The sequence below is a fragment of the Streptosporangium sp. NPDC049046 genome, assembly GCF_040649155.1.
In the GTDB taxonomy this organism is placed as follows: domain Bacteria; phylum Actinomycetota; class Actinomycetes; order Streptosporangiales; family Streptosporangiaceae; genus Streptosporangium.
Genome location: NZ_JBEZEZ010000008.1, coordinates 251,620 through 264,378 on the forward strand (window position 1 = coordinate 251,620; position 12,759 = coordinate 264,378).

Here is a 12,759-nt window from a genome sequence, read left to right on the forward strand (position 1 = left end):
CCCGCCGCGCCCCTCAGAGCCCGGTGAGGAAAACGAAGTACGAGGCACCGAGGACGATTGCGATCAGCGCGGAGCAGACATGGTCGCGTCCGCGCCCCAGCGAACCCAGCATCCCCACCGCGATCGCGACCACCGCCGCGACGCCCCACGGCCAGAAACCCGAGACGTACTCGGGCCCACCGGGCATCGTCTTGTCGATCCCGTCGAGCAGCGCCAGCCCGGCCGCGCCGCCGGCCGCGGTGGTCCCCCAGCGGTCGCGGCGTTTGGCGAGGTAGGAGAGGATGCCGATCGCGACGAGGTTCGTGATCATAAGGTTTATCGAGATGCCGTCGTCGCCGAGGCTCATGCTCCAGGCACTCGACTCGAAGATCGCGGCGACGAGCAGCGAGAGTATCGGCCCGAACGTGGCCAGCACGCTGGAGAGCACCGCCCAGCCGAAGCCGGTGGCGGTCCGCCCCACGACGACGACGAGGAGAAGGTAGGCGTACGGGTTGTAAAGCGCGTACAGCAGATCGGGCCCGTAGGCCGCCAGCGCTCCGATGCCCCCGAGCAACATTCCCACGAAGAGCGAGAGGAGCATGTGCCGAAGGATGGCGCGGTCCCGGCGGTCTCCCGCGGCGAAGTCAAGCGTGTAATTGCGTTCCACCAAAGCCACTGATCCCCCGATCACATTTGCTAGTGGCCACCGGCAGTCTATCTGACCTGCGACAACACCTTGAACAAATCAAATTCGCAAAGCAGGTGGGCACTTGGTCACGCTGCCGGCTCCCGGCTTTCCTTGAGCGTTTGATTAATCTTTCACAGAACTCCGCCGAAGCTCCGCGACGCCGCCCGCGTCTTTCTCCGGCGGTATTCCGGCCTCCGGACGCCCCGGACCGGTCCACCGTCGGGTGGGCGGGGATCACTCGGGAGAACACGGGAACACGCCCCCGACGCCCCCCTGGAGGATCTTCCAACGGCGGGAGGCGGAACCCGGCACCGGATGACATCTTGATCACCGCATCCGCCGTTCACCGAAGAAAGGCTCGATCATGTCGGCGCGTGAGTCTGGCAGTCGCCCCCCTCGGTGATACAGAATCGAGCAGGGCGTCGCGTTCATGACATCCAACGCCGAGGAGGCGATATGTCACTGCGAGTCGCGATCGTGGGGTCAGGACCCGCCGGGATCTACACCGCCGAGGCTCTGACGAAACAGGCCACCGTGCCTCTCAGGGTGGACGTGCTGGAAAGGCTGCCGACGCCGTACGGGCTGGTGCGGTACGGAGTGGCTCCCGATCACACCTCGATCAAGTCGATAGCCGGATACCTGCGCGGCGTGCTGGAGCTTCCCGAGGTGCGGTTCCTCGGGGGCGTCGAGCTGGGCAAGGATGTCGACGTCGCCGACCTGCTCGACTGCTACGACGCCGTGGTCTACTGCACCGGCGCGATGGTGGACCGGCGGATGGGCATTCCCGGCGAGGACCTGCCGGGCAGTGTGGCCGCCACCGACTTCGTCAACTGGTACTGCGGTCACCCCGACATGCCCGCCGACCGTTTCGTCCTCGACAGCCCCGAGGTCGCGGTTATCGGCGTGGGCAACGTGGCGGTCGACGTGGTGCGCGTCCTGGCCAAGACCGCGGAGGAGTTGCGCGCCACGGACGTGCCGGAGGAGGTGCTGACCCGGCTCGCCGCCAGCGAGGTGAAGACCGTCCACATGATCGGGCGCCGGGGGCCAGAGCACGCCAAGTTCACGTTGAAGGAGCTCAGGGAGCTGGGCGAGCTGGCCAACGCGGACGTGCGCGTACGGCCCGAGGAGTGCGTGGCGGACGTCACGGCGGCCTCCCGGCAGGTCCGGGGGAACGTCGAGGTGCTGCGGAGCTGGGCGACCCGCCCCGCGAGGGGCCTTCCCCGGCGGCTGGACGTGCGGTTCTGGATGCGCCCGGTGGAGATCCTCGGCGAAGGGCGGGTGGAGGCGCTCAGGCTGGAGCGCACCCGGCTGGAGGACGGCCGGGTGGTCGGCACCGGCGAGTTCGAGACCCTCCCGGTCGGCATGGTGCTGCGCTCGGTCGGCTACCAGAGCGTGCCACTGCCCGGTGTCCCCTTCTCGGAGACCACCATGACCGTGCCGAACGAGGCCGGCCGGGTCCGCGACCGCGAATACGTCGCGGGCTGGCTCAAGCGGGGGCCCACCGGTGTGATCGGCACCAACAAGTCCGACGCCGCGGAGACGGTCCGCACCCTCCTCGCCGACCTGGCCGACCTCGATCCTGTCCGCCGCGCGGACCCGGACGAGCTTCTCGCCTCCCGGGGTGTCTCGCCGATCACCTACGAGCACTGGCTCGCCATCGAGGCGGCCGAGGCGGCTCTGGCCAGGTCCCTCGACCGAGGAGAGCGGGTGAAGCTCCTCGGCCTCGCCGCCATGCTCACCGCCTGTGATCTGGAGCTACGGTCGGGAGGCGATCTGGAGGCCGGCCGAACCGGCCAGGCGGGCTGAACCGGCGACCGGCCGGGCACCCCTTACCGACCGAACCGGCCAAAAGCCGGGAATGGCCGGTGAACCGGGCGCTTTCGCACTCGCGCCCCGGTCGAACCGGCACGCCCGCCCCGAACCGGCCCCCGCGCGAACCAGCACGTCCAGGAGGAGCACCAGCATGCGCGTCACGCTCGCCGACCCGTCCGCCCTGATCCCGGGTTTCGAGCAGACCCACCGTGAGCAGTCCGCGCTGTACCCGTACCGACCGGCCGACTGGCAGCCCGTGCACACGGTCTACGTCCCCGCCGACCGGTTCGACGCCGGGACGACGCGGGAGTGGGGGGACGCGGCGCTGGAGCTGTTCCGGCGGCACCTGCCGGCGGGCGACCTCGCCGTGATCCTCGGCACGACCCCCGGCGTTGTTCTCGGTGCCCCCGGTGCCCCCCTCGGTGCGCCCTTCGGCGCGGGCGAGGACGTCGCCGGAGCCGTGCACCGGATGGTGGCCGCCAAGCTCGCCGGGGAGCCCGTCGAGGACCTGCGGATCGACTTCGAGGACGGCTACGGGACGCGCCCCGGGGAGGAGGACGGCCACGCCTCCTCCGCAGCCAAGGCGATCGCGGCCATGCACGCGGCCGGGACGCTCCCCCGCCGCTGGGGGCTGCGGGTGAAGTCGTTCGCCGACGGCGACCCGGTCCGCGCCGTCAGGACCCTGGACGGTTTCCTCACCGGCGTGCTCGATCGGGCCGGGCACCTGCCCGAAGGCTTCGTGGTCACCTTCCCGAAGGTGCTGATGAGGGACTACCTGTACCAGTTCGCCGACTGCCTCGACGCGCTGGAGGACGGGCTGGGTCTCGGCCGGGGCGCACTGAGGTTCGAGATCCAGGTGGAGGCGCCGCAGACGGTGCTGTTCCTCGACGCGGGCCTGGTGACCTCCCTGCGGGGCAGGCTGGCCGCGGCCCACTTCGGTGTCTTCGACTACACGGCGAGCTGCGCCCTTCCACCGCACGAGCAGCGGCTGGACCACCCCGCCTGCGACCACGCCAGGCACGTCATGCAGACCGTCTTCGCCGGGACCGGGGTGGAGCTGTCCGACGGCTCGCTGGCCGCCTCTCCCGCCTCGGACGGCGGGAGTGACGTGCGGGCCCTGTGGCGACGCCACGCGGAGCTCGTCGGGCACTCCCTGAAGCACGGCTTCTACCAGGGCTGGGACATGCACCCGTCACACCTGGTCAGCCGGTACGCGGCGGTCTACGCCTTCCACCTGTCCCGGTACGGGGAGTACGCCCACCGGGTACGCGCCTGGGAGGAGCGGCGCGACGCCGGTGAGGGGGTGATGGACGAGCCCGCCACGGTCAAGACCATGGCCGCCGCTCTCCGCCGCGCCGACCTGGCACTGGGCGACGGCCTCGCGAAGCCACCGGCCTGACCCCGGTCACCTCCAGGGTCCGGTCTCGGCCACGGGTGCCGGGCACGGGTTCCGCCGGGGGAGGCCCGATCCGGGTGGCACGGCGGGGATCCCACCGTCCCTCGCGGCCGATCATCGCGCCCCCACAGGGCCTCGTCGAGGCCCGACGAGGCCCTGCGGGGCTCAGTCGATCAGGGTGCGCCACTCGCGGACCCGGCGGGCGTCGACCGGGTCCGACCAGGACGCCCGCACGGCGCTGCCGACGTGGAAGGCCCGCACGCCGTACTCCATCAGCGCTCCGACGTGGCAGGGCCGCAACCCACCCCCGGCCATGATCAGCGGGCCGTCGCCGGCCTCGCATCGGGTCTTGAGCACCGGCAGCCCGTCCGCCACGCCACCGGGCGCACCTGAGGTGAGCACGGTGGCGAGGTTGGGCAGGAGACGGACGGCACGCCAGCTCGCCTGGATGTCGGCCGCGTGGTCCACCGCCCGGTGGAAGGTCCAGGGCAGCGGCGCGACCGCGTGGATGAGCGTCTCGGTGGCGGCCAGGTCGACCGCTCCCGCCTCGTCGAGGAAGCCGAACACGAACCCGGCCGCGCCCGCGTCGGCGAGGGCCCTGGCAGCGCGGCTCAGGGCCTTCAGCGACTCGGGCGTGGCCAGGAACGACGCCTCTGCGCGCAACATCACCATCTGCGGAAGCGCGCACTTCCTGGAGATCGCCGCGACCGTCTCCACCGCCGGGGTGACCCCGTCGGAGGTCATGTCGGCGACGACCTCCAGGCGATCGGCGCCGCCCGCTTCCGCGGCGACGGCGTCACGCACATCGAGCGTGATCACCTCAAGTAAGGATCCGGTCATGGATGGAGGTTATCGGATGGTTTTGTCCTGGGATCGCCGTGGTTCAGACATGCTCGGGGACGAACGCTCCGCGCCGGTCCGAGAAGGGCAGCGCGAGGCCGGACGCGCGAGCGCGCAGGCCCCCCGGCCGCTGGAACAGGGCGCCCGAGGCGCGGTGCGGCAGGTCGACCGTGCGGAGATGCGCGAAACGCTGTCCCCGATAGTAGTCCTGCAACCTTGAGTTGTCCTTGGAGCAGTCAAGCCTGAGCCATCTTTTCCCCAAGGCCAGGGCTCGCAGGCCCGCCCAGTCGAGGAGCGCCTCTCCCAGGCCCGTACCGGCGTGGTCGCGCGCCACGGCCAGCTTGTGGACATAGAGCGCCGAGGAGGGATCGTCGTCCCGGCTCCAGAACTCGGGGTCGGCGTGGCCGTCCAGGGCGAGGGTGGCGACGGGTCCGCCCTCCCAGACGTGTCCGTCGTCGGCGTCCAGGTCCGCCCTCTCTTCCTCGGCCTGCCTTTCCAGCAGGTACAGGACCCCCTCGCCGATCAGCGGGGTGATGCGCCCGGCGGGGAAGCCGTCCGCGGGCCACTGCCGCACGCCGCGGCCGTTCAGCCATCCGGCGGTCTCGGCGAGGAGCGCGAGCACTCCGTCGAGGTCACCGTCCGTGGCCCTGCGCAGCGTGAACGGGCGCGTGGCGGTGGGACTGGCGGTGTTCGAGTGCATGGTTCATCCCTTCGTTGCGTTTGGTGCGTGAGATGACACGGAGTGTGACCATGTGATGGCGCACGGCAGCCATGTCGGGCTAGGCGGATGCCTAGGGGTCTGGGGTGAGCGGCGGGGCCGCGCCGGGGAGGGGAGGCGGGGAGAGGCCCAGCGGAACGAGAGGCGCGGGCGGGCGCGGAGAGCGGCGTCTAGCCACCCGGCGGGCGCGACCCTGTTTTCGCCCGCGGCGCGGGCGGAACGGCGGCCGGCCCGTCAGGGCGGTCACGGAGACGTCAACGGCTTTCCAGCTCGTACCGGATCAGGTGTTTGTCCGCGGGCAGGACGGAGACCGCCACGCGCACGGGGGTGTCGTCCTCGTCGTAGCCGACCCGGATGTAGACGACGACCGGCGTGCCGAGCTGGAGCTGGAGTCGTTCGCTCTCGGCGCTGTTGGGCATCCGCGCCCAGATGTCGTCCACCACCCGCACCTGACGGTGGCCGAGTTCCTCCAGGACCTTGTTCGCCCCGCGCTTGATGTCACCGGGGCGGGTGATCTCGGAGTCCGCGACCAGGGCGAGGGGGAAGTAGGAGTCGTTGGTGTTGTACGGCTGGCCGTCCACGAAGCGCAGCCTGCGGCGGACCACGGCGAGCTCCTCGTCGGAGAGTTCCAGCCTGCTGGCGATCTCCTCGGCCGGCTGCACGATCGAGACCTCGATCTCCTGACTCGGCGCGCGCCCCTCGCGGGAGACGGCCCAGGCGAAGGCCTCCATGGTCTCCTCGCGCCGCGGCTGCAGCTCGCGCTGGGGATGCATGAGCAGCGGGCGGCGTTCCCTCACGACGGTTCCCCTGCGGGGGGTGCGGGTGACCAGGCCCTCGTTCACGAGCTCGCCGAGGGCGAGCCGTACGGTGTTGCGGCTCACCTGGTGCACGAGCATGAGTTCCGCCTCGGTCGGCAGCTGATCTCCCGGTCCGAGCGCACCGGAGTAGATGGTCCTCCGCAGGTCGGAGGCCACCTGTTGATACAGCGTTGACCGTGCCATTAAGTCCCCTTTGTGCCAACAAAACTAGACGATCTGGTTCTAGTGGGGAACAGCCCCTTGACCCAACCTCCCAAGACCCGCATCATCCAATCGTTGGTACAAATCCACCGAAAGGTCTACGAGGGGGGTGGAAGCCGGTGCTGTCGGTCCGCACGAACACGCCGCACGCGCCCTGGCGTGAGCCCCGCGAGGCGACGCGTCTGCTGCGTTACGCGTTGCACCGCCAGGGATTCACCCACACCTACCAGAGCAACGGAAACGGTATGTCCGTGCTCTCGGTAATGACCGATCTAACCGTTTGGTGTAAAAACGGGTTGTTTGTCTGGAATGAGGACGGCATCGAGTCGTCCCACCCGGCCGACGACCCTGCGGGAGCGGCCCGTCTCATCTCACGGCACTACCGGCGGCCCACACCCGACGACGACCTCCCGGAGGAGGCGGCGGACCTTTCGGTCCACGCCTTCGCCGCCACAGGCTCCGAGCGCGACTAGCGGACCGAGGACCCCATCCCTCGCCGGGGTCCTCCGTCGCCGCGCCGGGGGCGGAACGCGTCCTGGCGGGTCCCCCACGCCCGCCAGGGCGCGCTTCCCATCACGGAAACGCGTCCTGACGGGACAGGGACCCGCCGGGACGTGATCGCTCGCCTCCCCTCACCTCCGCCTCCGACGGCGGGCGACCCGCTGGGACGGAAGACGTGAGACCACACGAGGGAAGACGATCACCCTCCGTACCGCTGCGGGAGGCCCTGGAGCTGTGGCGGGGACCCGCGCTCGCCGACGCCGCGGACGCCACCTCCGTGCGGGCCCTGGTCCTGCGACTGGAGAAGCGCAGGCTCGGCGCCCCGGAGGACCGCATCGAGGCCGCCCTTTCAGCGGGGTGAGCACCGGGCCGCGGTGCCCGAACTGCACCCGCTACCCGTTGGGGGAAAGACTCAGGAGCCCTCTCATGCGCGCCCGCGGGCGGGTGGCGGGCAGGCGGAGGCTCTGCTCGCGTTCGAGGAGACGCGGCGGATGCCAGCGGACCAGCTCGGCGCCTACGTCCTCGCCGGGGAACCGGCTCCCGCGGGCGGCGACCACCGCGCATGGCCTCCTCGTACGAGTACGAGGAGGCCATGCGCGAGTACGCGGCGGGATGCCGGGGGCGGGCGACGAGGTGGGCAGGCGGATGGTCCCCGAGAGCCGGTTCATGGCCTGGTTCGTCAGCCAGAACTACAAGCTTCTGCCCTACGTGCCGCGGAAGGGCCTGATCGCCAAGGACATCCGGTGGACGGTGAACGCCATCACCCTGAAGGACTACGAGCGCCGCCCCGGCCGGACCACGCACCGCCGCGAACATTTCCGTTCGCGGTGGACTCCGGCCGGGTGAGCCGCTCCGGGATCGTGCGGCGGCAGTGTGGCCGCGTCAGGAGGCGGTGGCGCGGGCGGCGGCGTCGATGAGGTCGGCGACGGCGGCGGGCTGGGAGACGGTGACGGCGTGGGAGGCGTCGATCTCGACGGTCGTCGACCCCGCCCTCTTGGCCATGAAGCGCATGGATTCGGCGGGAATGGCCAGGTCCTGGGTGGTGACCATGGTCCAGGACGGGATGGTCTTCCAGGCAGCCCTGGTCGCCTTGTCCGCCAGCGCGTTCGCTTCGATGGGCCGCTGCGTGGCCGCCATCAGCGCGGCCGTCTCCGGGTCGACGTCGGCGGCGAACACCTCACGGAACCCGTCCTGCCGGATGTAGAGGTCGGTCCCGGTGCCCCCACCGGCCGCCGGGTACGGCACCTGGTAGAGGGCGGAGCCGAGCTCACCGCCGGGGAACCTGGCCGCCAGCTCGCCGGTGCTCTCGCCGACCTCGAGGTTGAAGCTGGCGATGTAGACGAGCGCTACGACGCCGTCGGCGCCGTCGGCGGCCTCGCTCATCACCGATCCGCCGTACGAGTGGCCGGCGATCACGATCGGGCCGGTGAGGCTGTCGAGCACGCTGCGCAGGTACGCGGCGTCCTCCCGCAGTCCGCGCAGCGGGTTGGCGACGGCGATGACCGGGTAGCCGCGGCGCCGGAGGTCGGCCACCACACCGTTCCAGCTCGCGGACTCGGCGAAGGCGCCGTGGACCAGGACGACGGTGGGCTCGCGGGACGTGGTGCTCATCGGGACTTCCTCTCGATAAGAGAGCGGCGGCTGCTGCTCATGAGGGAAATATGCAATATATTGCTAGCACCGTCAACCTCGCAGCCCGGTTTGAAGTTTCCCGCCCGGTGTGCGCAATATATTGCATGCCCATCCCGCACAACACGCCCGCCATCGACCGGCATCTCCTGCGTGACAACGTCTACCAGCGCCTGCGCGACGCCATCGTCGACGGCAGCCTCGCGCCGGGCGAGCAGTTACGCGACGTCGAGCTGGCGACCCGGCTGGGGGTCAGTCGCACCCCTGTCCGCGAGGCGCTGCTGCGGCTCGCGGAGGCCGGGCTGGTCGTGGCCCAGCCGGGACGCTCCACGACGGTGAGCTCGCTGAACCTGCGCGACATCCGTGAAGCCCGCGACGTGGTGGCGGCGATGCACGAGCTCGCCGTCCGTGAGGCGGTGGGCGGTCTCACCGAAGCCGACCTCGACGCGATGCGCGAGGCCAACGACCGGTTCCGCGCGGCGATCGAGCAGGGCGACGTCGAGGCGGCCCTGCTCGCCGACGACGAACTGCACGGCATCCCCGTGCGGGTGGCCTCGAACCGGGCCCTGACCTCGGTCCTCGACCAGTTCACGCCGGTGCTGCGCCGCGCCGAGCGGCTGCGCTTCTCCTCGCTGGGCGGGCGTGCCTCCCTCACCCGGCACGAAACGCTGATCCGGTTCTGCGCCGCCGGAGACGCGGACCAGGCGGCGGCGATCGCCTTCGACACCTGGCGCACGCTGCCGGCCACCGAGGAGTGAGCATGCCCCTGTCCGATTTCCCCGCCACCGTGGAGCGAGCATGACCCTGTCCGATTTCCCCCGCCACCGGCTGACCTTCGGGCCGAGTCCCGTCCATCCGCTGCCGCGGCTCACCCGGCATCTCGGCGGGGCGTCCATCTGGGCGAAGCGCGAAGACTGCAACTCCGGGCTCGCGTACGGCGGCAACAAGACCCGCAAGCTCGAGTACATCGTCCCCGACGCGCTCGCCCAGGGTGCCGACACACTGGTGTCGATCGGCGGATACCAGTCCAACCACACCCGCCAGGTCGCCGCCGTCGCCGCGTCGCTGGGGTTGAAGGCGGTGCTGGTGCAGGAGAACTGGGTCGACTGGCCCGACTCCGTCAACGACCGGGTCGGCAACATCATGCTGAGCCGGATCATGGGCGCCGAGGTCAGGCTCGACCCGGCCGGCTTCGGCATCGGCTTCAAGGACTCCTGGAACCGGGCGATCGAGGACGTGAAGGCGCGCGGCGGCACGCCGTACCCGATCCCGGCGGGCGCCTCCGACCATCGGCTCGGCGGGCTCGGGTTCGCGAACTGGGCGTACGAGGTGGCGGAGCAGGAACGTGAGCTGGGCGTCTTCTTCGACACCGTCGTGGTCTGCGCGGTCACCGGCTCGACCCAGGCCGGCATGATCGCCGGGTTCGCCGCCCTGGAGGAGGCCGGCGGCCGGCCGCGCCGGGTGATCGGGATCGACGCGAGCGCGAAGCTCGAGGAGACCCGCGACCAGGTGGCCCGGATCGCGAGGGCCACCGCCGAGCTCATCGGCGTCGGCCGCCCCCTGAGGGAGGACGAGATCACCATCCTCGACGGGTGGGCGGGCGACCTGTACGGGATCCCCGTCCGGTCGACCCTGGACGCGATCCGGCTCACCGGCGAACTGGAGGGCGTGATCATCGACCCGGTCTACGAGGGCAAGTCGATGGCCGGTCTGATCGACCTCGTCACCGGCGGGGAGATCCCCCGCGACTCCACCGTCCTGTACGCCCACCTGGGCGGCCAGCCGGCGCTGAACGCCTACAGCGGCCTGTTCACCCACGCGATTCCGGTCACCTGACCCCGCTCACGGCTCGCGCTCGAACGCCCCCTCGGCGTCGTTGACCGCGCGGCTCAGCTGAGGCCGCCGTTGGCCTGGAGGTTCTGGCCGGTGAGCCAGCGGCCGTCGGGTCCCACCAGAAAGGCGACGACGTCCGCGATGTCCGAGGGCGCGCCGAGGCGGGAGAGCGGGGTGAGCGCGGCGATCTCGGTGAGGACCTTCTCCGGGTTGGTACCGCGCAGCAGGTCGGTGTCCGTCGCGCCCGGAGAGACCGTGTTGACGGTGATGCCCCGCCCGCCGAGCTCGCGGGCCGCGACGGCGGTCAGCTGTTCGAGCGCGCCCTTGCTCGCCGCGTAGGGGGCGATACCGGCCGCGGGGCGAACGGTGTTGAGAGTGGAGATGTTGACGATGCGGCCGCCGTCGCGCATGTGCCTCGCGGCGTACCGGATGGTGAGGAAGGCGGCCTTGGCGTTGACCGCCATGGCGCGGTCGTACAGTTTCTCGCTGGTCTCCGCGATGGAGATCGGGGTGAAGCTCAGCGCGGCGTTGTTCACCAGGATGTCGAGGCCGCCGAGGACCTGCTCGGCGGTCTCCATCAGCCACTCCGCGGCGCCGCGCCTGGCGAGGTCCACCTGGACGGCGCGGGCGCTGCCGCCCGCCTCCTTGACGGCCTCCTCCACCTCGCTCGCGGACACGGCGGCGTTCGCGTAGCCGAAGACGACGTCCGCCCCGTCGCGGGCGAGGCGCTCCACGATCGCCCGGCCGATGCCCCTGGACCCCCCGGTGACCACCGCCGTCCTGCCTTCGAGCACCGCCATGTCGCCCCTCCGCCTCTCCCGTGAACTCCCCGGCCGTGGCCTTCGCGTCCGCTCCCCGTCCGTGCCCCTCGGCTCCCCGCGAATCTATGATCAACCGGCGTGCCTGTCGATGCCTCTCCTCCTTTCGGACAGCCGTGCCGGAGCCCGCGCACCGGATGGGAACGGGAGCGGTTCCTTGGTGCGTTCCAGATCCGTAATGCTCCGGCCCTGGCGGAATTTCGGTCCCGCGACCTAATCTGCCCACCATGACCACCGATGGGCGCTCGGCGCGCATTCTCGACGTCCTCATCACCGAGTTCGGTGACTCCATGAAGCGTGACCCCGCCGCCTTCCGGCGCAAGTTCCGGAAGATGGCCGCCTCGCCCTTCGCCTTCTACCGGGGCAGTGCCTGCCTGTTCTACGCGGACATGACCGGCGAGTTCGCCGACGACGCCTTCCTCGACGACCAGACGCGACGCGTCTGGATCCACGGCGACCTGCACGCCGAGAACTTCGGCACCTACATGAACGCCTCGGGCGTCCTGGTGTTCAACGTCAACGACTTCGACGAGGCCTACGTCGGCCCGTACATCTGGGACCTGCGACGGTTCGCGGCCAGCGTCGCGCTCATCGGGTACGCCAAGGCGCTGTCGGACGACGCCATCGGCGAGCTGGTGACCGGGTTCGCCCACTCCTACCTCTCCGAGCTGCACGGCATCTCGGAGGGCGGGGACGACGCGATCGGCTCACTCACCCTGGAGACCACCACCGGCGTGCTGCACCGGGTGCTGCAGCACGCCCGGCTGAACACCCGGGTGGCGCTGCTGGAGCTGGAGACCACCATCGAGAACTTCGACCGCAGGTTCGCCGTCATGGACGGCCGCTACCCGGTGGACCAGGAGACTCGCGAGGCGGTGGAGGTGGCCTTCCGCGACTATCTGACGACCCTTCCCGCGGTCTCCGAGATGGAGCACACGATCAAGGACTTCGCGCTGCGCACCGGCGTCGGGATCGGCTCGGCCGGGCTGCCCTCGTACAACATGCTTCTTGAGGGCCACACCCAGGCACTGGAGAACGACGTCATCCTCTACATGAAGCAGGCCCAGGTGCCGGCCGTCGCGCGGTACATCACCGACGAGAAGGTGCACGGCTACTTCAAACACCAGGGCCACCGCACCGCGGAGTCGCAGCGGGCCCTGCAGGCGTACGCCGACCCGTGGCTCGGCTACACCACGCTGAACGGCGTCGGCCAGATGGTCGCCGAGGTCTCCCCCTACTCCGCCGACCTGGACTGGGGCGACGTCAACGAGCCGGACGAGCTGTCCTCGGTCATCCGCGACCTGGGCCGGGCCGTGGCCAGGATGCACTCGGTGGCCGACGACGAGTCCAGCCACGACCTGGTCGACTTCTCCACCGAGGACGCGATCGTGGCCGTGATCGACGGCGACACCGAAGGCTTCACCCGCGGCCTCGTCGAGTTCGCCCACACCTACGGGGCACGGGCGAGGGCCGACCACGGTCTCTTCGTCGACCTGTTCAGGAACGGCCGCCTCCCCGGTCTGTGA

Annotated in this window: 14 protein-coding genes; 8 read left to right on the plus strand and 6 right to left on the minus strand. The window is 70.6% G+C overall.

The window, feature by feature from the left end; translation table 11 throughout:
* Window positions 1–13 precede the first annotated feature (13 nt).
* On the minus strand, window positions 14–646 hold the full coding sequence (locus AB0B96_RS13970) for a hypothetical protein (protein ID WP_362898603.1): 633 nt from the start codon (window positions 644–646) through the stop codon (window positions 14–16).
* 477 nt (window positions 647–1,123) lie between these two features.
* Between AB0B96_RS13970 and AB0B96_RS13975 the strand changes: the two genes are divergently transcribed.
* Both AB0B96_RS13975 and AB0B96_RS13980 read left to right on the plus strand, forming a co-directional pair.
* Window positions 1,124–2,473 carry an FAD-dependent oxidoreductase gene (locus AB0B96_RS13975; RefSeq protein WP_362898605.1) on the plus strand — a complete coding sequence of 450 codons (1,350 nt, stop codon included), beginning with the start codon at window positions 1,124–1,126 and terminating at the stop codon, window positions 2,471–2,473.
* Window positions 2,474–2,630: 157 nt separating this feature from the next.
* Window positions 2,631–3,878, plus strand: a complete 1,248-nt coding sequence (locus tag AB0B96_RS13980) for an aldolase (protein WP_362898607.1) — start codon at window positions 2,631–2,633, stop codon at window positions 3,876–3,878.
* A gap of 162 nt (window positions 3,879–4,040) precedes the next feature.
* Here the strand turns inward: AB0B96_RS13980 and AB0B96_RS13985 are convergent, their stop codons facing one another.
* The 3 genes from AB0B96_RS13985 to AB0B96_RS13995 all read right to left on the minus strand — a co-directional run bounded on the left by AB0B96_RS13985 (window position 4,041) and on the right by AB0B96_RS13995 (window position 6,434).
* The gene (locus AB0B96_RS13985; protein WP_350944725.1) at window positions 4,041–4,715 is read right to left on the minus strand and encodes a copper homeostasis protein CutC; all 675 of its coding nucleotides are present in this window, start codon (window positions 4,713–4,715) and stop codon (window positions 4,041–4,043) included.
* A 43-nt stretch (window positions 4,716–4,758) separates the two neighbouring features.
* Window positions 4,759–5,415 carry a GNAT family N-acetyltransferase gene (locus tag AB0B96_RS13990; RefSeq protein ID WP_362898610.1) on the minus strand — a complete coding sequence of 219 codons (657 nt, stop codon included), beginning with the start codon at window positions 5,413–5,415 and terminating at the stop codon, window positions 4,759–4,761.
* Window positions 5,416–5,687: 272 nt separating this feature from the next.
* Complete coding sequence (locus tag AB0B96_RS13995) at window positions 5,688–6,434, minus strand: GntR family transcriptional regulator (protein WP_362501119.1); 747 nt, start codon at window positions 6,432–6,434, stop codon at window positions 5,688–5,690.
* A 137-nt stretch (window positions 6,435–6,571) separates the two neighbouring features.
* On the opposite strand from AB0B96_RS13995, the gene AB0B96_RS14000 reads away from it, so the two are divergent.
* From AB0B96_RS14000 to AB0B96_RS14010, 3 genes are all read left to right on the plus strand, one after another.
* Window positions 6,572–6,925: a hypothetical protein gene (locus AB0B96_RS14000; protein WP_362898612.1), complete on the plus strand. Its 354-nt coding sequence runs from the start codon at window positions 6,572–6,574 to the stop codon at window positions 6,923–6,925.
* 203 nt (window positions 6,926–7,128) lie between these two features.
* Window positions 7,129–7,314 (plus strand): BTAD domain-containing putative transcriptional regulator, encoded by a 186-nt coding sequence (locus AB0B96_RS14005; RefSeq protein WP_362898614.1) that lies wholly within the window; start codon window positions 7,129–7,131, stop codon window positions 7,312–7,314.
* A 284-nt stretch (window positions 7,315–7,598) separates the two neighbouring features.
* A complete protein-coding gene (locus AB0B96_RS14010) occupies window positions 7,599–7,799 on the plus strand; it encodes a hypothetical protein (RefSeq protein ID WP_362898616.1) in 201 nt (66 codons plus the stop codon).
* Between the two features lie 36 nt (window positions 7,800–7,835).
* Here AB0B96_RS14010 and AB0B96_RS14015 read toward each other — a convergent pair whose 3' ends face one another.
* The gene (locus tag AB0B96_RS14015) at window positions 7,836–8,564 is read right to left on the minus strand and encodes an alpha/beta hydrolase (protein ID WP_362898618.1); all 729 of its coding nucleotides are present in this window, start codon (window positions 8,562–8,564) and stop codon (window positions 7,836–7,838) included.
* A gap of 125 nt (window positions 8,565–8,689) precedes the next feature.
* Here AB0B96_RS14015 and AB0B96_RS14020 point away from each other — a divergent pair, with 125 nt between their 5' ends.
* Window positions 8,690–9,340 (plus strand): GntR family transcriptional regulator, encoded by a 651-nt coding sequence (locus AB0B96_RS14020; protein ID WP_362898621.1) that lies wholly within the window; start codon window positions 8,690–8,692, stop codon window positions 9,338–9,340.
* Window positions 9,341–9,380: 40 nt separating this feature from the next.
* Window positions 9,381–10,418 (plus strand): 1-aminocyclopropane-1-carboxylate deaminase, encoded by a 1,038-nt coding sequence (locus AB0B96_RS14025; RefSeq protein ID WP_362898623.1) that lies wholly within the window; start codon window positions 9,381–9,383, stop codon window positions 10,416–10,418.
* Window positions 10,419–10,471: 53 nt separating this feature from the next.
* Here the strand turns inward: AB0B96_RS14025 and AB0B96_RS14030 are convergent, their stop codons facing one another.
* Window positions 10,472–11,215 carry an SDR family oxidoreductase gene (locus tag AB0B96_RS14030; RefSeq protein ID WP_362898625.1) on the minus strand — a complete coding sequence of 248 codons (744 nt, stop codon included), beginning with the start codon at window positions 11,213–11,215 and terminating at the stop codon, window positions 10,472–10,474.
* 245 nt (window positions 11,216–11,460) lie between these two features.
* On the opposite strand from AB0B96_RS14030, the gene AB0B96_RS14035 reads away from it, so the two are divergent.
* Window positions 11,461–12,759 (plus strand): DUF2252 domain-containing protein, encoded by a 1,299-nt coding sequence (locus AB0B96_RS14035; protein ID WP_362898627.1) that lies wholly within the window; start codon window positions 11,461–11,463, stop codon window positions 12,757–12,759.